At 24.6% G+C, this 20,529-nt stretch carries 19 protein-coding genes, 1 tRNA gene and 1 pseudogene; 10 read left to right on the forward strand and 11 right to left on the reverse strand.

Annotation, left to right across the window (positions count from 1 at the left end; genetic code table 11):
* Positions 1-11: 11 nt before the first annotated feature.
* On the reverse strand, positions 12-779 hold the full coding sequence (fkpA, locus tag ATN01_RS02685; RefSeq protein WP_075433537.1) for an FKBP-type peptidyl-prolyl cis-trans isomerase: 768 nt from the start codon (positions 777-779) through the stop codon (positions 12-14).
* Positions 780-1,960: 1,181 nt separating this feature from the next.
* On the opposite strand from fkpA, the gene tsgA reads away from it, so the two are divergent.
* A complete protein-coding gene (gene tsgA, locus ATN01_RS02690; protein WP_075433538.1) occupies positions 1,961-3,130 on the forward strand; it encodes an MFS transporter TsgA in 1,170 nt (389 codons plus the stop codon).
* A gap of 91 nt (positions 3,131-3,221) precedes the next feature.
* Here tsgA and trpS read toward each other — a convergent pair whose 3' ends face one another.
* The 4 genes from trpS to aroK form a co-directional block, all read right to left on the reverse strand.
* Complete coding sequence (trpS, locus tag ATN01_RS02695; RefSeq protein ID WP_075433539.1) at positions 3,222-4,244, reverse strand: tryptophan--tRNA ligase; 1,023 nt, start codon at positions 4,242-4,244, stop codon at positions 3,222-3,224.
* Positions 4,245-4,258: 14 nt separating this feature from the next.
* The gene (gene rpe, locus ATN01_RS02700) at positions 4,259-4,945 is read right to left on the reverse strand and encodes a ribulose-phosphate 3-epimerase (RefSeq protein WP_075433540.1); all 687 of its coding nucleotides are present in this window, start codon (positions 4,943-4,945) and stop codon (positions 4,259-4,261) included.
* Between the two features lie 329 nt (positions 4,946-5,274).
* On the reverse strand, positions 5,275-6,354 hold the full coding sequence (gene aroB / locus ATN01_RS02705; RefSeq protein ID WP_075433541.1) for a 3-dehydroquinate synthase: 1,080 nt from the start codon (positions 6,352-6,354) through the stop codon (positions 5,275-5,277).
* Positions 6,355-6,396: 42 nt separating this feature from the next.
* On the reverse strand, positions 6,397-6,918 hold the full coding sequence (gene aroK, locus ATN01_RS02710; protein WP_075433542.1) for a shikimate kinase AroK: 522 nt from the start codon (positions 6,916-6,918) through the stop codon (positions 6,397-6,399).
* 461 nt (positions 6,919-7,379) lie between these two features.
* Here aroK and ATN01_RS02715 point away from each other — a divergent pair.
* Positions 7,380-7,464, forward strand: a tRNA-Ser gene (locus ATN01_RS02715).
* Positions 7,465-7,475: 11 nt separating this feature from the next.
* Here ATN01_RS02715 and deoD read toward each other — a convergent pair.
* From deoD to ATN01_RS02730, 3 genes are read right to left on the reverse strand one after another with little or no spacing between them, the layout of a single operon-like run.
* Complete coding sequence (deoD, locus tag ATN01_RS02720) at positions 7,476-8,180, reverse strand: purine-nucleoside phosphorylase (protein ID WP_075433543.1); 705 nt, start codon at positions 8,178-8,180, stop codon at positions 7,476-7,478.
* A gap of 42 nt (positions 8,181-8,222) precedes the next feature.
* On the reverse strand, positions 8,223-9,449 hold the full coding sequence (locus ATN01_RS02725; RefSeq protein WP_075433544.1) for a phosphopentomutase: 1,227 nt from the start codon (positions 9,447-9,449) through the stop codon (positions 8,223-8,225).
* A 52-nt stretch (positions 9,450-9,501) separates the two neighbouring features.
* A complete protein-coding gene (locus tag ATN01_RS02730) occupies positions 9,502-11,103 on the reverse strand; it encodes a peptide chain release factor 3 (protein WP_075433624.1) in 1,602 nt (533 codons plus the stop codon).
* Positions 11,104-11,540: 437 nt separating this feature from the next.
* On the opposite strand from ATN01_RS02730, the pseudogene ATN01_RS03215 reads away from it, so the two are divergent.
* Both ATN01_RS03215 and ATN01_RS03220 read left to right on the forward strand, forming a co-directional pair.
* A pseudogene (locus ATN01_RS03215) lies at positions 11,541-11,933 on the forward strand (asparaginase domain-containing protein); the annotation flags it as partial.
* Between the two features lie 153 nt (positions 11,934-12,086).
* Positions 12,087-12,269 carry a hypothetical protein gene (locus ATN01_RS03220; protein ID WP_420480888.1) on the forward strand — a complete coding sequence of 61 codons (183 nt, stop codon included), beginning with the start codon at positions 12,087-12,089 and terminating at the stop codon, positions 12,267-12,269.
* Positions 12,270-12,329: 60 nt separating this feature from the next.
* Here the strand turns inward: ATN01_RS03220 and ATN01_RS02740 are convergent, their stop codons facing one another.
* Positions 12,330-12,911 carry an NfuA family Fe-S biogenesis protein gene (locus ATN01_RS02740; RefSeq protein WP_075433545.1) on the reverse strand — a complete coding sequence of 194 codons (582 nt, stop codon included), beginning with the start codon at positions 12,909-12,911 and terminating at the stop codon, positions 12,330-12,332.
* A 142-nt stretch (positions 12,912-13,053) separates the two neighbouring features.
* On the opposite strand from ATN01_RS02740, the gene bioH reads away from it, so the two are divergent.
* Positions 13,054-13,824: a pimeloyl-ACP methyl ester esterase BioH gene (bioH, locus tag ATN01_RS02745; protein ID WP_075433546.1), complete on the forward strand. Its 771-nt coding sequence runs from the start codon at positions 13,054-13,056 to the stop codon at positions 13,822-13,824.
* Positions 13,825-13,886: 62 nt separating this feature from the next.
* Here bioH and ATN01_RS02750 read toward each other — a convergent pair whose 3' ends face one another.
* Positions 13,887-14,402, reverse strand: coding sequence for a single-stranded DNA-binding protein (locus ATN01_RS02750; protein WP_075433547.1), 516 nt, complete (start codon positions 14,400-14,402; stop codon positions 13,887-13,889).
* A gap of 494 nt (positions 14,403-14,896) precedes the next feature.
* Here ATN01_RS02750 and dnaB point away from each other — a divergent pair, with 494 nt between their 5' ends.
* From dnaB to hemW, 5 genes are all read left to right on the forward strand, one after another.
* A complete protein-coding gene (gene dnaB, locus ATN01_RS02755) occupies positions 14,897-16,294 on the forward strand; it encodes a replicative DNA helicase (RefSeq protein WP_075433548.1) in 1,398 nt (465 codons plus the stop codon).
* Positions 16,295-16,502: 208 nt separating this feature from the next.
* Entirely contained in the window at positions 16,503-17,492 is a 990-nt protein-coding gene (gshB, locus tag ATN01_RS02760) for a glutathione synthase (RefSeq protein WP_075433549.1), read from the forward strand.
* The gene (gene ruvX / locus ATN01_RS02765; RefSeq protein WP_075433550.1) at positions 17,473-17,886 is read left to right on the forward strand and encodes a Holliday junction resolvase RuvX; all 414 of its coding nucleotides are present in this window, start codon (positions 17,473-17,475) and stop codon (positions 17,884-17,886) included. The genes gshB and ruvX overlap by 20 nt, the downstream gene beginning before the upstream one ends.
* Positions 17,887-18,014: 128 nt before the next feature.
* The gene (locus ATN01_RS02770) at positions 18,015-18,599 is read left to right on the forward strand and encodes a YggS family pyridoxal phosphate-dependent enzyme (protein WP_236854846.1); all 585 of its coding nucleotides are present in this window, start codon (positions 18,015-18,017) and stop codon (positions 18,597-18,599) included.
* Between the two features lie 49 nt (positions 18,600-18,648).
* Positions 18,649-19,779 (forward strand): radical SAM family heme chaperone HemW, encoded by a 1,131-nt coding sequence (gene hemW / locus ATN01_RS02775; RefSeq protein ID WP_075433625.1) that lies wholly within the window; start codon positions 18,649-18,651, stop codon positions 19,777-19,779.
* Here hemW and trmB read toward each other — a convergent pair.
* Positions 19,771-20,502 carry a tRNA (guanosine(46)-N7)-methyltransferase TrmB gene (gene trmB, locus ATN01_RS02780; protein WP_075433626.1) on the reverse strand — a complete coding sequence of 244 codons (732 nt, stop codon included), beginning with the start codon at positions 20,500-20,502 and terminating at the stop codon, positions 19,771-19,773. The genes hemW and trmB overlap by 9 nt on opposite strands.
* Positions 20,503-20,529: the final 27 nt, after the last annotated feature.

Consider the following 20,529-nt stretch of genomic DNA (forward strand, 5'->3'; position numbering starts at 1 on the left):
TGATAAGAATATTAAGACTCCGAATTAATTACATCTAATAATTCTATATCGAAAATCAAAGTCGAATTTCCTGGAATATTAATAATTGCGTTTTCTCCATATCCTAAATGAGGAGGTATGACTAATTTTATTTTACCACCTTTTTTTATATATTTTAAACCTTCTTGCCAACCTAATATAACATCTTTTAACATTAATGATACAGGTTCTCCTCTTTTATAAGAATTATCAAATTCTACTCCATTAATTAATGTACCTTTATAATGCACAGTAATTTTTGTATTATCTTTTAATGATTCACCTTCACCCAGTTTTTCTATTAAATATAAAAGACCGCTAGATGTTTTTTTGACACCTTTGTGATGAGAAAAATTTTTCATATATAATTCTCCCTGGATAAAATTTTCTTTCGCATTTTTTTCTAATTGAATTTTAGTTGCACTTTTTAATTTTTCTTCTAACTTTATAAGAATCCCAGCAATCTCTTGCTGCGGTAATTTTAAATTACCAGAAATAGCATCTTGAACTCCTTTTACAAGACTATCTTTATCTAAATTTACACCTATTTTTTTTTGCTTTTCAAAAGATTGATTAATATAATTTCCTAATGACACACCTAATGCATAACCTAATTTATCGTCATCATTTTTAAATGTATTTTTTATTTCCGAATGTAGTTTCACATTAATATGATTTAAACATATTGAGTCTGCAAACGATTTTGGAACATATAATATGATAAAAAATAACATTAGTTTTTTTAGAATAAAAAAAATCATTTAATACTCCTAAAATATGTATATATTTCAACTAATATTTAATGAATAAAAACTTTTTTAGGTATTACTAACATTGCAATTTATTGAAATCTTTGAAAAATAAAAAATAGTTTAATTGTATAGAAATATTTTTTCTAAAGTATTTTAGAAAAAATTTTACTCTTACATTAAAATCATTATTATAAATAATACAATATCTGAAAAAAGATATAGTATGATTTTTAGTTATTAAATACATCACATATCAAAAAAATATTTTGGAATCTTATATATGTTATAAAAAATGCAATTTTCATACTATCTTAATTAATAAGTCTTTAGTTCGCATGTTTTTGGAAAAATTAAAACAATTTTTCATTTCTTTTAGTTCAAAAGAATATTTGTTATCCGATTTTTGAATCATTCAATAATCAATAAGACATATATTATTAATATTTTTTTACTATGTGAAATCATTAAATTATAGATATGAAATATTCAATAGGAGTTGAAGGTGAAATTTTTTAAAATATTTTATATGTGTTATTTTAAAATAGTAAAAAATTCTCATAAACAAATAATTTAATTTTTTAAATTATATTTTTACGTGAAAAATAACATTCTATTTTAAAAATTTTTTTATCGTTTCACATGGTAATTAAAAAAATATATGTGATATAAAACTAAATAAAATTAATATGTTAGATAATATCAAAAGATCGTTCATTTATATACATATAACTTATAAGATAATATATCTTGATTTATTATTTTGAAAGTTTTTTATGACAAACTATGTTAACTTAATAATATGGCCGAAATTTATGCAGAAAATGAATATATTTTTCTTTTTTGGGTCCATAAAAAAATTGCTTTTTTTGTAAAAAAATTATAACTGTATAAAAAAGCAAAATTTAGTTTTTAAAAATTTTATATATAAAAAATATTTTTTTAGATGTGATATTTATAATTTTATTAAATCAAGTATTTAAAAAATCAATTTTTAAGATGAAATATACATTATATTATATCAAAATTAAACTTAAATATTTAAAATATTAATCTAATTTTTTTTAAATATTAAAAAATAATAAGATTGTTTACAAATTCTTATAAATATATTTAAAAGTATGAATACTTATAAGTATTTTAGATGACAATTTTTTAAAATTTAAAATTTTTTAAAAAATGGAATCCAAAAAATGAAAAACATTAATCAAACTGCTCTTACATGGATTAGTTTTTTTTCTTATGCATTTACAGGCGCATTAATTGTAGTAACGGGTATGATAATAGGAAATATTTCTAATTACTTTCATTTGTCGATATCTCAAATAAGTAATACATTTACTTTTTTAAATGCTGGAATATTGTTATCTATTCTATTAAATTCCTGGATGATAGAATATATATCATTAAAAAAACAATTGATATTAGGATTTTTTTTAACCATTCTAGCAATAGTCGGTATAGTCTATAGTAATCATATCATGTATTTTTCTATCAACATGTTTATACTCGGATTAGTAAGTGGTATGACTATGTCAATTGGTACATTTCTTATTACTTACTTATATTCAGGAAGACAAAGAGGTTCTAAACTACTATTAACTGATTCATTTTTTAGTATGTCAGGAATGATATTTCCTATTATTGCTGCTTATCTTTTAGAAAAAAAGGTTACATGGTATTGGATTTACATATGTATAGGAGGAATTTATCTATTTATTTTTATATTAACAATTAACGTACGTTTTCCAAACTTAAAACATAAGATAGATAACAATGAGCAAGAAGAAAAAGAAAAATGGAATATTAATATTTTTTTATTATCTATTGCAGCATTACTTTATATCTTAGGACAATTAAGTTTTATTTCTTGGGTTCCACAATATATTACTGAAATTATGAATTTAAACATAATAAAAACAGGAAGTTTGGTTAGTAAGTTTTGGATGTCTTATATGATTGGTATGTGGTTTTTCAGTTTTTTTATTAAATTTTTTAATTTACATCATATGTTTATATTTCTTTCAAGTATATCTACTTTACTTATGTATAGTTTTATTAACAATAAAAATTTTTTAGCACTGCAATGCATTATTATTAGTTTAGGTTTTTTTTCTAGTGCTATTTATACAATTATTATTACATTAGCATCATTAGAAACAAAAAAACCCTCTCCAAAGGTAATAAATTTTATTTTATTATTTGGAACTATGGGAACTGTTTTAACATTTATTCTAACTAGTCCTATTGTAGAAAAAAAAGGACTATATGCTACTTTAATTGGTTCAAATATTTTATATGCTATAGTTGTTTTTTTATCTATATTCATTTATATGCATAAAACATATCAAAAAATTACTTAAAAAGAATTTTTAATAATATGTTTAAAATAAAGTATTGTTAATCACTTTTACATCTACAAATAAACTGGAAGAGAATTGCTTTCTAGTTTATTTAAAAAATAGAAAAAAAATCTAGTTTAGATTGTACTTTTTGTAAAGTTTTTTCAGATTTTAATCGAGCTTTTATAGCACCTTCATAAGCTATTTTTTTTAAAAATGATTCATCCCGACGATAATTAATATAAGATTTTTGCAGTTTACATAAAAATTTTGATATAGCATCTGAAACAATATTTTTAAATTCTGCATACATGATACCTTCTAATTCTCGTGATAAAACATCGATATCTTTATTAGAGATAGCAGAAAGAATTTCTAATAAATTTGAAATACCTGGTTTTTTTTTTCTATCATAATATATTTTACATGATTTGTCTGAATCAGTTATAGATTGTTTAATCTTTAAATTTACTGAAGAAATATCATCTAATAAAAAAATAACATTATTTTTATTAATATCAGATTTAGACATTTTTTTATTAGGTTCTAATAAAGACATAATTTTACAACCATATTGATTAATTAAAGGTTTAGGTATTGTGAACACATCACTACTGTATAAAGAATTAAAACGATTTGCTATATTACGTGTCAATTCTATATGTTGTTTTTGATCACTTCCAACTGGAACAAAATTTGTCTGATATAATAAAATATCTGATGCCATTAAAACAGGATAATTAAACAAACCTACATTAATTTTTTCTATATGATCATGTTTTGTTTTTCTCTTTTTTTTAAACTGTGTCATACGAAATAATTCAGAAAATTGAGTATAACAATTTAGAATCCAGTTTAATTGGCTGTGTTGGTAAACATGAGATTGAACAAACACAACACTTTTTTCAGGATTTACTCCACATGCTAAATAAAACGATAATGTATCTAATATTGATTTTTTTAGAAAAAAATTATTTTCTAATGTAGTAAGTGAATGTAAATCTGCAATACAGTAAAAACAGTCATAATTATTTTGTAATATAGACCAATGACGCATAGTGCCAATATAATTTCCAATAGTGATATTACCAGTAGGTTGTATAGCACTAAATAAAATAGGTTTAGAAGAAATCATTTTATACTCTAATGTTAATGAATACGTTTCGAATAAACATCTCGTAATTCTTTTCGAATTTTTTTTATAATCAAATTATAATTTGCATGCTGAAATAAACCAGTTCCAATTACAAAAACATTTGCTCCAGATAAAGCTATTTCCGCAATATTTTCTAATTTTATTCCTCCATCCACCTCTAAAAGGATATCTGAAAAATTAGTATCAATAATTTTTTTTACCTCACGTAATTTTTTTAATGTAGATCGTAAAAAAGATTGATTACCAAAACCAGGATTCACTGACATAAGTAAAATTAAATCTAGTTTTTCTAATATGTAATCAAGAAAATTAAGTGGTGTAGTTGGATTAAACGCTAATCCTGCTTTACATCCATGTTCTTTAATTAAAGTTAACGTACGTTCGATATGATCTGTAGCTTCTGGATGAAAAGTAATAAAAGTAGCACCAGCTTTTGCAAATTGAGGGATTAGATTATCTACCGGTTTAACCATTAAATGAACATCAATTGGAGCGGTAATATTATAATTTCGCAAAGATTGTAGGATCATAGGACCCATAGTTAAATTAGGTACATAGTGATTGTCCATGACATCAAAATGTATTAAATCGCTTCCTGAATCAATCACATTTTTTGTATCCTCTCCTAAACGTGCAAAATCGGCAGATAAAATTGAAGCTGCTAAAAAAAACTTTTTCATATCAATTTTCCTATAATTATTTATAAATAAAATTATAAAAAATTTTTTAAAATATTTAATAAATAAATTTTTCTATTGCATATTTTTATTTTGATTTTTATAATTGTTTTTCAGTTTTTTATCTGAAAAATATTTTTTCTCTTTATAGTTTTATTGATTATTTACAAATACCAAAAATCTTTATGAAATATATCCATTCTATTTTTTTAGAACGAATACGAAATATGTTGTGTTTAAAAAAATAAAACTATATAAGAGAAAAATACTATTAAACATATTGATAAATATATGATCCTCGATCATTTTAATTTTTTTGATAAAAAAATTTACTAAGAATTTTTAATAGCAGTTAAAACAATATTTTTATCTATATTATTATAAACTTCTGCTTTTCCAATCGATAAAGGTAAAACTAATCTAATCTCACCTGAAATAACTTTTTTATCTCTCATCATATAAGGAATATATGAAGCAGGTGACATATTTTTAGGACCTTTTACAGGTAAACCAGTTTTTTTCATTAATGCAATAATTCTTTGTAAATCTTCTTTTTTAAAATATCCAAGTATTTCTGCAGTACGTCCTGCCATAACTATACCTACTGATATTGCTTCACCATGTAACCAACTACCATAACCAGAATGAGCTTCAATAGCATGACCATATGTATGACCAAGATTTAATAATGCTCTAAAATTACTTTCTCTTTCATCAACTGAAATTAATTGGGATTTTAATTCACAACATTTTTTTATACAATAAGTAAGCAATTTTTTATTAAGTAATAAAACATCTTTAATATTTTCTTCTAACCAAGAAAAAAAGTTTGCATCAAAAAGAATCGCATACTTAATAACTTCTGCCATACCAGAAATTAATTCATTACATGGAAGTGTTTTTAAGCAATCAATATCAATAATAACAGAAGATGGTTGCCAAAAAGAACCAATCATATTCTTTCCAAGAACATGATTGACACCTGTTTTGCCACCAATAGAAGCATCTACTTGAGCTAAAAGCGTGGTTGGGATTTGAATAAAACGTATACCTCTTTGATAAATAGAAGCAGCAAATCCAGTTAGATCACCTATCACTCCTCCACCTAATGCAATCAAAGTAGTACTACGAGTATGTTTTTTCTCTAATAATGCTGAAATAATAACTTCCATTTCATTTAACGTTTTATACTGCTCTCCATCTGAGAGAATGACTTGATCTATTTTTATCCCTGATTTTCTTAAATGATAAACTACTTTATCTTTTAAAAGATTAGCTAATGTTTTATTTGTAACTAGCATTGCTTGATTACCAGGTTTTAAAGGCAAAAAAATATCGTCTTTTTCAATAATATTAGAACCAATACTAATAGGATAACTACGTTTTCCGAGAATAACTTTCAACCGTTTCAAATTTTTTTACACTCCGTGAAATTTTTATTCTAAGTGCTAATATTACAATTTTTCTAATAAATTAATTATATTAAAAGCTACAACTTTAGCACTATTTTTATCAGTTTGAATCGTTATGTCTGCAATTTCTTCATATAAAGGATTTCTTTCATTTGCTAAATTTTCTAATATAATGCGATTGGCAGTAGGAACTTGTAATAATGGTCTTGTTTTGTCTCGTTTAGTACGTGACAATTGTTTTTCAATTGTTGTTTCTAAATAAACGACAATACCACGAGCTGATAAACAATTACGAGTTTCTTTGAATTTAACTGAACCGCCACCTGTAGCAAGAACAATTCCTTGTTTTTGAGTTAATTCATTAATAATTTTTTGTTCTCTTAAACGAAAACCATTTTCACCTTCTATATCAAAAACCCAACTGATATCAGCACCAGTACGCTTTTCAATTTCTTGATCAGAATCAAAAAATTCAATATTCAATTGTTGAGATAATTGACGACCAATAGTACTTTTCCCGGCACCCATTGGTCCTATTAGAAAAATATTTCGTTTTTCTGCCATATTTTTATTATTAAATAATTCGTTAATAAAACCAGCATGAAATATATCTGCTGGCAGGACATAAATACAAGTTCATAATGAAATAAAATCAATAAAAAAATTTTATAATTTATTTTATAAATACAATACGAAGAACTATCATTAGTGTTGAAATTATTTCAATTAAAAACATTTTAGTATATTACAAGATTATTTTTAATGTTTCATAATAAAATCTATTCCTGTTAATTGCATACTGTAATTTAAAGTAATAACATAAAGAATTATACTCAAATAAAAAAATATATTCTATTAAAATAAATATGATTTTGTTTATTCAGCTATGTACGAATATAATTTTACTAATTATATAAAATGTAATAAATAAAATTAAATTTCGTTTTTTTTGTAGTAAAAACTTGACGTAGTTATTTTTTTTAGATTAATATATTTACTTTTATAGTATAAAAAAATTTTAAAACGGTGAGATGTCCGAGAGGCTTAAGGAGCACGCTTGGAAAGCGTGTATATGGAAACGTATCAAGGGTTCGAATCCCTTTCTCACCAAAAATTTTAAATTAAAAAATAGATTCTAAAGCTATATTAATCATATCATTAAAACTAGATTCTCTATCGCCGGATGATATACTTTCTTGTTTTACAATATGATCCGAAACAGTACATATTGATAATGCTTTTGCCTTAAATTCAGATGCGATTCCATATATTCCTGCAGTTTCCATGTCTACTCCCAGAACATTATATTTTTTTAAAATTTTTAACATTTTTGCATCATCATTATAAAAAGAATCAGTAGTGAAAAAATTACCAACATGAACATTAATATTTAATTTTTTTGAAATTTCAACTGTTTTGTAAAGCATATTAAAATCAGAAAGAGCACAAAAATCATGATTATTAAACTTTATTCTGTTCACTTTTGAGTCAGTACAAGCACCCATACTAATTACTATATCACGTAATTTTATATCGTCTCTTACAGCACCACAAGTCCCAATACGAATAATTTTTTTTACATCATATCCAACAATCAATTCCCTAACGTATAGTGAAGCAGATGGTATTCCTATACCATGACTCATAATCGAAACTTTTCTATTTTTATAAAATCCAGTATAAGCCAACATCAAACGAGTATTATTAATTTGATAAAAATTATTTAAATAATTTTCAGCAATATATTTAGCCCGTAAGGGATCACCTGGCATAAGAACTATGTCGGAAAAGTCATTTTTTTTACTATTAATATGAAGTGTAGACACTAATTTTTTTCCTTTTTTAAATATCAAAAATATTTTTTTAAATTATTGAAACATGTTTTTACCATATTCCATATCAGATAGTAAAAAATACTTAGCGATAGTTTGACCTATATCTGAAAAGGTTTTACGGTATCCTAAATAAAAAGGCTTTATAATAGGTGAATAAATTAATATTGGAACGTTTTCTCTTGTATGATCTGTTCCTTTCCAAGTGGGATCACACCCATGATCTGCAGTTAATATTAACAAATCTTTTTCAGTAATCAAATTTATGATTTCAGACAATCTAGAATCGAAATATTCTAATCCTTTAGCATACCCAGAAACATCTCGACGATGACCCCAATTTGAATCAAAATCTACTAAATTAGTAAAAATCATAGTATCATCTTTAGATAATTTTATTTCATTAATCGTACTATCACATAAATCTTTTAGACCAGTTGACTTGACTTTTTTACTTATACCTATTCCAGCGTAAATATCAGAAATTTTACCAATTCCAATAACTTTTCCTTTTTTTTCAGATATTAGTTTTTCCATAACTGTCGTAGAAAAAGGTTTGATTGAAAAATCACGCCTATTATCTGTACGTCGAAAGTTTAATTTATAATCTCCAATAAAAGGTCTAGCAATAACTCGAGCAACTTTATATCCACCATCATCTAAAATCATGCGAATAATTTCACATAATTTATAAAGTTTTGATAATCCAAAAAAAACTTCATGACATGCTACTTGCAAAACAGAATCTGAAGAAGTATATAAAATTGGTTGTTTTGTTTTAATATGTTTTTCACCTAAATTATAGATAATATCTGTGCCTGACGCATGACAATTTCCTATAATACCTGGTAATTTACAATAATTGATAATTTTATTTAACAATACGTCAGGAAAGCTATTATATTTTTCTTTAAAATAAAACCAATTACCTAAAATAGGTACCCCTGCAATTTCCCAATGTCCTGAAGTAGTATCTTTTCCAGAAGAAATCTCGCTGGAAAATCCATAACTAGCTATCACTTTTTCATTATCTTTAAACCCTAAAGGACATTGTCCTGTAGATTTTTTCGCAGCCTTAATAATTCCTAATTTTACTAAATTAGGAATATATAGCGGACCTTTTCTGTTTATATTAGCTAAACCTAAAAAACATTTTTCTGCTATATGTCCAAATGTATCTGAACCAACATCATCGAATTTATTTGCATCGAAACTAGAACCGATTCCAAAAGAATCTAATACAATTAAAACAACTCGTTTCATTATTAAATATCCAAAAATTAATTAAAAATAATTCTTTTATTTTTTTAAAGAATTATTGGTTTTTTGTTCTCATTTTATCGAATATTATATCAGAATATTCATTCATAACTATATTCAAATTAGCCTGGCTAGGAGCTAAATATATTAAATTATTAAAAATATCATATGCTAAATACATACTGTTATTATTTTTAAAAGAATCAAGATGTAAATGAGTTTTAGATCTAATCCAGCGAGCAACTACAACATTAATTTCTTCATACTGGGCATCTATATGATATTCCATTTTTAAACGTTCAATAACAACGTCAAATTGTAAAATGCCAATTGCACCTAAAATCAAATTGTTATTATTAATTGGACGAAATACTTGTATAGTTCCTTCTTCTGATAATTGTTTTAAGCCTTTAATTAATTGTTTTTGCTGAAGAGGATTTGTTAAATAAATTCGACGAAACATTTCTGGTGCAAAACTAGGTATACCAATAAATTTAATATCTTCTCCTTCTGTAAAAGTATCCCCAATTTGAATTGTTCCATGATTATGAAATCCTATTATATCACCAGGATAAGCTTTTTTTATTAACAATCTATCTCCAGCTAAAAAAGAAAAAACATCAGAAATAATAATGTTTTTTTTAATACGTACATGTCTTAATTTCATTCCTTTTGTGTATTGACCAGAAACAATCCTGATAAAAGCTATACGATCACGATGTTTTAAATCCATGTTAGCTTGAATTTTAAAAACAAAACCTGTAAATGCTTTCTCTTGAGGATTTACTTGACGTGTATAAGTTTGACGAGATAAAGGAGGAGGTGCCCATTTTATTAGACTGGTTAATACATGATCAACACCGAAATTTCCAAGCGCACTACCAAAAAAAATAGGTGTTAAAAGCCCTTTCAAAAACTTTTGACTATCAAATTTAGCATATACATTCATTATTAAATCTAATTCTTGACGTACTTGATTAGCTAATATAGTTCCAATATATTGATCTAAAACAGTGCTAGATAAATTATAAAAACCTTCAATTCTTGATAAAGATTGTGTTTGCGATACTTTATTTTTATATAGATAAATTATCTTCTCATAAATATGATAAACGCCTTTAAAATTTCTTCCACAACTAATAGGCCAAGTCACAGGAATACAACTTAATTTTAATTTTTTTTCGATTTCATCTAAAATTTCTATTGGGTCTCGACTATCACGATCTAATTTATTAATAAATGTAATGATAGGAGTATTATGCATACGTGTAACATCAATTAATTTTTGTGTGCGTTCTTCAATACCTTTAGCTGCATCAATAACAACTAAACAAGAATCTACTGCAGTAAGAATGCGATATGTGTCTTCTGAAAAATCTTTATGACCTGGAGTATCTAATAAATTAATTAAAAATTTTTTATATGTAAATTGCATCACAGAAGTAGTAACAGAAATACCACGTTTTTTTTCAATATCCATCCAATCAGATTTAGCGTATTTTATATTGCCTGTACCTTTAACTACTCCAGAAGTACGAATTACTTTTCCAAATAATAACATTTTTTCAGTAATAGTAGTTTTACCAGCATCAGGATGAGAAATAATAGCAAAGGTTCTTCTTTTATTTAATTCCTGTTTATAATTTAAATCAAACATAATATATATACTCATTTGAAATACTTAAATATTGTTAAATATTTATTAAAAAATAATATGCAAAAAATTATTCATTCATTTTATATATTTAGTTGACTTGATTTATTTAAAAAAAATAGTAACATTATATTAAGATATACTTTATTTTTAAGCGTGAATCATATTCTTAAAAAAATAAAAAGAATTAATAAATGAAAAAAAGATTTATATATATTGTATATAGAGGTGATACTATTGGTATGCAAATATAAAAATCTGGATATATTTCAAGTTCTGGATTTCTTTAAACACAACTATTGAAAAGTTAGAATCTCATAAAAAAAATCCTATATTTCACTATAAAAGAATACCAACCATTACTTGACTCTTCTAATATGACAACAAAAAAATGAAAAAATTATTGCTAATGATATTAAAAAAACTATTTTAAATATGATCGATTTGTTATTTTACATAGAACAAACACGATGACATATACAGCATCGGTTTTATCATTCATATTTGAGAATTGAAAAAAACTAGTGATTATAACAGGCTCTCAGAGTCCTGTATCAGAAGTTCATTGAAATGCTCGTCAAAACTTATTAAATGCTCTTTTAATAGCAACATACTATTCTATTAATGAAGTCACTCTTTTTTTTAATCATAAACTTTATAGAGGAAATAGAACAACCAAATTAGATGAAAATAGGTTAGATGCGTTTTCTTCTACTCATTTACGATCATTTCTTGAAGTAGAAAAAGATACTTGTTTGCTTTATAAAAAGAAATCAAAAATTATCGAAACAGATTCAAAATCTATCAAATTATACTTCAACCTAATGGTATAATTAGCATTTATTTAGGTATATAAGCACAAGTGATTAAAAATTGTTTATACTTTATCCAAAGACATCATACTATGTACATATGACACAGGAAATGCACCTCAAAATCGAGATTTTTTCAATAAACGAATTATATTTAGCATGTAAAAACGTATTATTAATTTAACACAATGTATATCTAGAAGAGTAAATATGAACGGATATGCGACCAGCAATTCTCTTATAAAAGTTGATGTAATTAACAGCTATAATTTAACTATAGAGGCAGCTTTAACTAAATTACATTTTTTGTTAAGTCAAAACATTTTAAATAAAAAATCCACTGAAAATTCAAAATAATTTACATAGTGTATTAATACTTTATTAATCTTAACCACAATGAATTAATTAGATTTCAAATTAATAAAATGAATGTTGTCCATGTAAATGTTCTGTTCCATCATATACTTTTTTGATTTCAGGAAAAGCAGCTAAAAGTTTTTTTTCAACGGTTTCTTTCAAAGTGATTCCTATCATAGAGCATCCATTACAACCACCACGAAATTGTATAATAGCCGTTCCATTTTTTTGATCAATTTCAATTAAATTGACTTCCCCTCCATGCATTAATAATTGAGGATTAATTTCAACATTTAAAAAATATTTTATTTTATCTTCTAATGAAGAATATTTTTTTTGAAAAATATTGCTTTTAGCATATGGAGCTTTTAAAGTTAATTGAGAACTAATTTTATCAACAATAAGATCAATTTCAGCATTTTTTAAAAATGAAATAAGATCTTTATTAATGTAAATAGAAAATTGATTATATTCGAATCGAATATCTGATTTTTCTACTTCATCTATTGAACAATATGCAACTCCGCATTCTGCCATAGGTGTTCCAGGATTTGTAATAAAAACACGTATTTGAGTTCCGTCAGGTTCTTTTGATAAAAGTGATCTAAAATGGTGTTGTGCACTTTCAGAAATAGTAATCATAATTTTTATTTAAAATAAATATATTTGATTAATTAATTTTACTGATTTATTAAAAAAAAACAACAAAATTTAAAAATAAAGAAAATTTTAAATGTTCTTGATTAATTTAATTAAAATTTTTTATATAACAAAAGGAAAGTAAATGCAAAAATTTTATTATAACATTGCAGGAAAAGGAAAAAAAAATATTATTTTACTTAGTGGATGGGGTTTACATTCAAAAATATGGCTGTTCATTATAAAAGAATTACAATTTTTTTTTAAATTTTATTTAATCGATTTACCAGGTTTTGGGAAAAATAAAAAACTATTCCCTATGAAAATAGATCAAATAGTTGAAATTTTACATGATCATATGCCAAAAAAATCTATTTGGATGGGATGGTCTATGGGTGGATTAATTGCTAGTAAATTAGCTCTATCTTATCCGAAAGATATATTAGCTGTAGTTACTGTTGCCTCGTCTCCATGTTTTATAGAAAAACCAAACTGGCCAGGAATTAAGAAAAATACAGTTCAATATTTTTATGAAAATTTAAAAAAAAATTATTACAGAACAATAGATAATTTTTTAAATTTACAAATCACCAACAAAAAACAATATATTAAAGATATAAATATTTTAAAAAAAATATTATTTTCTGAAGAAAAACCAAGTTTAAATTTTTTACAAAATAATCTAGAAATCATTTTATATGTAGATTTACGTTTAGAAATGAATCTTCTAGAAGTTCCTTTATTACGTATATATGGTGCATTAGATAGTTTAGTTCCTAAAAAAATAGTAAAAATATTAGATAAAAAATGGCCGAACACTAATTCTAGTATTATTAAAAAAGCAGCTCATATGCCATTTATTTCTCATAAAAAAGAATTTTGTTTAAAAATTTTACAATCTTTAAATATATTTTAAAACGTTAAAATATAGAGCCCCAAAACAATTGGGGCCTAAAAACATATTTTTTTCTATACATATTAAAAAGGTATTTCATCATCAAAATCTATTTCTGAAGAATTATTCATTGAATCTTTATCGGATTTGTATTTTTCAGATTGATTTTCAAAATCTACTTTTTCTGTTTTTTTTGTTTTCGGTAAAATAATATTATTATCATTTTTTGAGACAGTTTGTAGATTAGAATTACGATTTCCTAACATTTGCATCGTACCACTAATATTTACAACAATTTCTGTTGTATAACGTTCCAGTCCATTTTGATCTTGCCATTTTCTAGTTTGCAATGATCCTTCAATGTATACTTGAGAACCTTTTCGAAGATATTCACCTGCAATTTCTGCTAATTTACCAAATAATACTATTCTATGCCACTCAGTTTTTTCTTTGTTTTCTCCAGTATTTTTATCTTTCCAGTTTTCTGAAGTTGCTAATGTCATATTTACAACTGCATTACCATTAGGCATATAACGTACTTCTGGATCTTGTCCTAAATGTCCAATAAGAATGACTTTGTTAACACCTCTACTTGCCATAATAAAAACTCCATTTTTCAAAATTAATAAACATAATAATCTTTTTTTTAGATAATAAATTTTAATTATACATGCTAAATATTTTATTTAGTATGATCAAATTTATAAAAATGCTATATTATTTTTTTAAGATTTCAAAAGAATTATAATTTCCCTATTTATTCAATTTTTTATTGTAAATTTTAATAAAATTAAAATGCAAAAAATATTACAAACCCTTCTAAATAATTTATTTAAATAAATTTAATTATTACTATTTTAGTAAGTAAAAAACATAATAAGTTAAAAAAACAATCGCATGTTTTTTAATTATAAAACATTAAAAACATGTGAATAATTTTGTTAGTAGTAAATAGAGTTGTATTAATAAAAATTTAATAAAATTTTAAATTTATATTAAACAAAAGATTTTTAAAAAGGATCTAGATAGATCAATTCGTAAATGATGTACTATTGCAATATTACGATATAATTTCATAGAGATTCACTAAATAATGGTATATGCAATAAATATGGCTAAAAATAAATTATATTTACATCAAATTAACAGATTAAAAATCCCACCACATTCTTTAGAAGCAGAACAATCTGTATTAGGTGGTTTAATGTTAGATAATGAACAATGGGATACAGTTTCAGAACATGTTGTTGCAGATGATTTTTTTAGTAAACCCCATCGTTTAATATTTCAAGAAATGCAACAACTTCTTGACTTAGGATATCCAATTGATTTGATTACTCTATCTGAATCTTTAGAACAAAAAGGTAAGTTAGAAAGTGTAGGTAGATTTTCCTATTTAGCTGAACTATCAAAAAATACACCTAGTACAGCTAATATTACTGCATATGCTGATATAGTTCGAGAACGTGCCATAGTAAGAGAAATGATATTAGTAGCTAATAAAATTGCTAATGCTGGATATGATACACAAGGTAGAAAAAGTGAAGAATTATTAGATTATGCAGAATCGAGTGTTTTTAAAATTGCAGAAAAACGTTTTAAAAAAGATTCAGGCCCAAAAAATGTAGAACAAATTCTTGATGAAACTGTTTCTAGTATCGAAAAATTATTTCTATCACCACATGATGGAGTCACAGGCATTAATACAGGATATCAAGATCTAAACAAAAAAACATCAGGATTACAGCGTTCTGAACTAATTATTATTGCTGCTAGACCTTCGATGGGAAAAACAACATTTGCAATGAACTTATGCGAAAATGCTGCTATGCTTTATGATAAACCAGTTCTTATTTTTAGTTTAGAGATGCCTGGTGAGCAAATTATGATGCGTATGTTAGCTTCTCTATCTAGAGTAAATCAAGCTCGAATTCGTACTGGACAATTGAATGATGAAGATTGGGCGCGTATGTCTGGAACAATTAATGTATTACTTAAAAAAAAGAATATTTACATTGATGATTCTTCAGCACTAACTCCTAGTGAAGTGCGTTCGAGAGCACGCAGAATTTATCGCGAAAACAATGGACTAACTTTAATTATGGTCGATTATTTACAACTTATGAGAGTACCTTCTTTGTCAGAAAATCGAACTCTCGAAATTGCAGAAATATCTAGAACATTAAAAGCATTGGCAAAAGAGCTGCAAGTTCCAGTAATAGCATTGTCACAGCTTAACCGATCTTTAGAACAAAGATCAGATAAAAGACCTGTAAATTCAGATTTACGTGAATCCGGTTCTTTAGAACAAGATGCAGATTTAATAATGTTTATATATCGTGATGAAATTTATCATGAAAATAGTGACTTTAAAGGTATCGCAGAGATAATAATAGGAAAACAAAGAAATGGTCCAATTGGTACAGTCTGTTTAACTTTTAATGGGCACTGGTCTAGATTTGACAATTACTCAGGTAATAAATATGATTAATAATTAAAAATTAATTTTTTAAAAAAATGATGTAAATACATAAAAAAATTTTACAAAAATAATTTTTCGATATATTTTAAAAAATAATATTATTTTAATTTGATAAATATAAATATTTAAAATTTTTAAATCAAATATAAAAAAATATCGTCTGTTTTCAAAAAATTTTTTTAAAAAATATCTTTTTCAATTAACTAAGATTAAATAGATGTATAAAAAAACAAACTTAAAAGTTGGAATCGTCATGGATTCTATTGAATCTATTAACATTAAAAAAGATTCAAGTTTCGCTATCTTATTAGAAGTTCAAAAAAGAAATCATATAATTTACTATATGGAAATCAATGATCTTTATTTACAAAATGGTCATCCATATGCAAGAGTACGTTTGATCCATATAGAAAAAAATATAAAAAAATGGTATAAAATTATTGATGAAACAAACATCCCTTTAAATATATTAGATGTTATTTTAATGAGAAAAGATCCACCATTTAATACAGAATTTATTTATTCAACATATATACTAGAACGTGCAGAAAATACAGGAGTGTTAATCGTTAATAAACCACAAAGTTTACGTGATTGTAATGAAAAAATTTTTATCTCTTGGTTTTCGGAATTTACAACAGATACTTTAGTCACAAGAAATTCTGATAGAATACGTAAGTTTTGGAAAAAACATAAAGACATTGTTGTAAAACCACTAAATAAAATGGGAGGTACTAGTATATTTCGTATTAAACAAGATGACCCTAATTTTTCAGTTATTATAGAAAATATGACTCATTATGAAACAAAGTTTTGTATGGTTCAAGCCTATTTGCCAAAAATAAATATTGGTGACAAAAGAGTTTTAATCGTTAATGGAAAAATTATACCATGGTGTCTAGCTAGAATACCTCAAACTGGAGAAACAAGAGCTAATTTAGCTGTTGGAGGACAAGCTAAAATACAATTATTAAATAAAAATGATTGGACAATAGCTAATTATTTAGCTCCAATTTTACAAAGAAAAGGATTAATATTTGTTGGATTAGATATTATAGGTGATAAATTAACTGAAATTAACGTGACAAGTCCTACAGGAATTTGTGAAATTGAATCAGAACAAAAAATTTCTATTACTAGTATTTTATTAGATTATATCGAACAAAAAACACAACAGAGATTACATCATGATAGTAATTGCATTTGATTTTGGAACAAAAAGAATAGGAGCAGCAGTAGGAGAAAATATTCTTAATAAAGCAAGACCATTAAATACTTTAAAAGCACATAACGGAGCTCCTAATTGGGATGCTGTAAAAAGATTATTAAAACATTGGGAACCTCAACTCTTGATAGTAGGTCTTCCTCTTAATATCAATGGCACTAAACAAAAAATCACAAAAAAATCAGAAAAATTCGCGTTTTTATTAAAATATAAATTTAACATTATAGTAAAAATGCATGACGAACGATTAAGTACTGTAGAAGCTAAATCAATAATGTTTCAAACAGGAGGGTTTAAAAAATTAAATAGGGATAATATTCATTCTTTTTCAGCAGTTATTATATTAGAAAGTTGGTTAAATAAAAAATACGTTTAAAAATTTAATGACTTAAAAATACTAAAAAATAAAAATATGAAAAATATAAATTTTAATTATCATAATTTAAAAAAAAAATACAAAATTTTATTCAAACTAATAATCTGCCTTACAGAAAAGTAAAAATTATAGCAGTTTCTAAAAATCAAAAAGTGGATATAATAAAACAATCTATATTATCAGGGATACAAGAATTTGGAGAAAATTATATACAGGAAGCTATTTTAAAGATACAAAAATTTAAAAAATATAAACATATCACTTGGCATTTTATTGGAAAAATACAATCTAATAAAACCAAATTAGTTGCGAAAAATTTTGATTGGTGTCAAACAGTCGATAGAGAAAAAATTGTTTTTTTATTGAATAAATATAGACCAAAAAATTTACTTCCTATTAATGTTTTAATTCAAATAAACATTTCCAAGGAACCTAAAAAAAACGGCATTGATATAACAGAATATCAAACATTAGCAAAAATAATTTCTTCAATGCCTAATATTAATTTACGAGGAATTATGGCAATGCCAAAAATTACCAAAAACATCGTAAATACTAATCTACAGTATCAAATAATCAAAAAAACTTTTCATCAATTAAAACAACAATACACATCAGTAGATACGTTATCATTAGGAACCAGTTTTGATATAGAAAATTCTTTATTAAATGACAGTAATATGATTAGAATTGGTCGAAATATTTTTAATTAGTATAATTATTTTACTAAAATTATTTAACATCATACTTAAAAGTACTCTTATGTTTGAATCATCTCCGATTAGTTTATATATTCATATTCCTTGGTGTTTAAAAAAATGTGGATATTGCGATTTTTATTCATATGTTAGTCAAGAGACGATACCTGAAAAAAAGTATATTGAAAATTTATTAAAAGATTTTGAAAAAGATTTAAAGCTCATAAAAAATAAAAAAATAAATACTATTTTCATCGGTGGAGGTACTCCGAGTTTATTAAAACAAAAATCAGTAAACAATTTAATTAATGGTATTAAAGAGAGATATTTGGTTTGTAAAAATGCAGAAATCACTATAGAAGCTAATCCTAAAACAATAGAATGTCAACGCTTTATTCATTATAAAAAATCTGGTATTAATCGTTTTTCTTTAGGAGTTCAAACATTTAATACAAATTTATTGAAAAAAATAGAGCGTACATATACTTCATCTGAATGTATTAGTTGTATTAAAAAATTAAAAACAATTAATAATAATATTAATCTAGATTTAATGTATGGTTTACCAGATCAAGATTTAGAAAGTTCTTTAACAGATTTAAAATATGCTATTAAATATAATCCATCTCATATATCCTGGTATCAATTAACTATAGAGCCTAATACTATTTTTTATTCAAAAAAACTAAATATAGCTAATGATGATATAATTTTTCAAATGTTTTCTAAAGGAGATCAATTATTAAAAAAATCAGGATATCAAAAGTATGAAATATCTTCATACTCGAAATTAAATTATCAGTGTAAACATAATCTTAATTATTGGAGTTTTGGAGATTATATAGGAATAGGTTGCGGCGCTCATGGTAAAATTAGTCAAAAAAATGGCAAAATCCTAAGAACTTATAAAAATAAAAATCTAAAAGATTATTTGCATGGAAACTACCTACGCTCTATGAATATTATTTCTAAACAAGATTTAGCTTTTGAATATTTTATGAATACCTTTAGATTATATAAACCTGTTTCTAAAAGACATTTTCAAGAAAAAACTAATTTAAATGAAAATTATATAGAAAAAAAAATTCAAATGGCAATAAAACGTGGATTTTTAATTGATGAATTGAACTATTGGAATACCACAAAAAAAGGTAAATTTTTTTTAAATTCTCTACTAAAAATTTTTTTAAGATAAATAATTTTTTTTTATTTGAAACATTAGGTGAAAAACACGATCACCTCGAAGATATGCTTTTTTTTCAAAATCAGTTATTACATAATTCGAAGGACTTTGAACAAAATCATTTGTTTTTGATAAATTTTTATAATTATTAATATTTTTAATCATATTTATTATATAAATAGCATATTCTTTAGAATCAGTTACAATATGTAATATACCATTAACTATTAATTTTTTAGAAAGAATTGTTAAAAAATTATTTTGTAAGATTCTACGTTTATTATGACGTTTTTTATTCCAAGGATCTGGAAACAAAATTTGTACTTGTGATAAAGTATTATTCACAATCATAGTATTAATAACCTCAGTAGCATCATGATAGATGATTTTTAAATTTTTAATTTTAGATAGATAGGCCAAATTTAAGCAGGATCCTATCCCTGATTTATATACTTCTATACCTAAAAAGTTTTTATTAGGACAGTTTATTGCGCTTTGAACTAAAGATCTTCCTGAACCAAAACCAATCTCTAATACAACAGAACCAGAACTATTAAATATGGAAGAAAAATCTAAAGGTATTAACTGAAAATCAATTCCAATTAATCTCCAATATTTTTGAATAGCATTTAACTGAGACATAGTAATTCGACCTTTTCGACAAACAAAACTACGAGTTTTTCTGATAAAAACACCGCTATTATTATATTCAGGTATTAAAATATTATTTTTCATTTTTACTTGATTTCTCATTTTTAATTA

The organism is Buchnera aphidicola (Diuraphis noxia), assembly GCF_001700895.1.
GTDB classification, from domain to species: domain Bacteria; phylum Pseudomonadota; class Gammaproteobacteria; order Enterobacterales; family Enterobacteriaceae; genus Buchnera; species Buchnera aphidicola_D.

Coding starts and splice junctions, on each gene's coding strand:
- fkpA (WP_075433537.1), bottom strand. CDS start 779: ATGATTTTTTTTATTCTAAAAAAACTAATGTTATTTTTTATCATATTA.
- tsgA (WP_075433538.1), top strand. CDS start 1,961: ATGAAAAACATTAATCAAACTGCTCTTACATGGATTAGTTTTTTTTCT.
- trpS (WP_075433539.1), bottom strand. CDS start 4,244: ATGATTTCTTCTAAACCTATTTTATTTAGTGCTATACAACCTACTGGT.
- rpe (WP_075433540.1), bottom strand. CDS start 4,945: ATGAAAAAGTTTTTTTTAGCAGCTTCAATTTTATCTGCCGATTTTGCA.
- aroK (WP_075433542.1), bottom strand. CDS start 6,918: ATGGCAGAAAAACGAAATATTTTTCTAATAGGACCAATGGGTGCCGGG.
- ATN01_RS02725 (WP_075433544.1), bottom strand. CDS start 9,449: ATGAAACGAGTTGTTTTAATTGTATTAGATTCTTTTGGAATCGGTTCT.
- ATN01_RS02730 (WP_075433624.1), bottom strand. CDS start 11,103: ATGTTTGATTTAAATTATAAACAGGAATTAAATAAAAGAAGAACCTTT.
- ATN01_RS02740 (WP_075433545.1), bottom strand. CDS start 12,911: ATGATTACTATTTCTGAAAGTGCACAACACCATTTTAGATCACTTTTA.
- bioH (WP_075433546.1), top strand. CDS start 13,054: ATGCAAAAATTTTATTATAACATTGCAGGAAAAGGAAAAAAAAATATT.
- ATN01_RS02750 (WP_075433547.1), bottom strand. CDS start 14,402: ATGGCAAGTAGAGGTGTTAACAAAGTCATTCTTATTGGACATTTAGGA.
- dnaB (WP_075433548.1), top strand. CDS start 14,897: ATGGTATATGCAATAAATATGGCTAAAAATAAATTATATTTACATCAA.
- gshB (WP_075433549.1), top strand. CDS start 16,503: ATGTATAAAAAAACAAACTTAAAAGTTGGAATCGTCATGGATTCTATT.
- ruvX (WP_075433550.1), top strand. CDS start 17,473: ATGATAGTAATTGCATTTGATTTTGGAACAAAAAGAATAGGAGCAGCA.
- hemW (WP_075433625.1), top strand. CDS start 18,649: ATGTTTGAATCATCTCCGATTAGTTTATATATTCATATTCCTTGGTGT.
- trmB (WP_075433626.1), bottom strand. CDS start 20,502: ATGAAAAATAATATTTTAATACCTGAATATAATAATAGCGGTGTTTTT.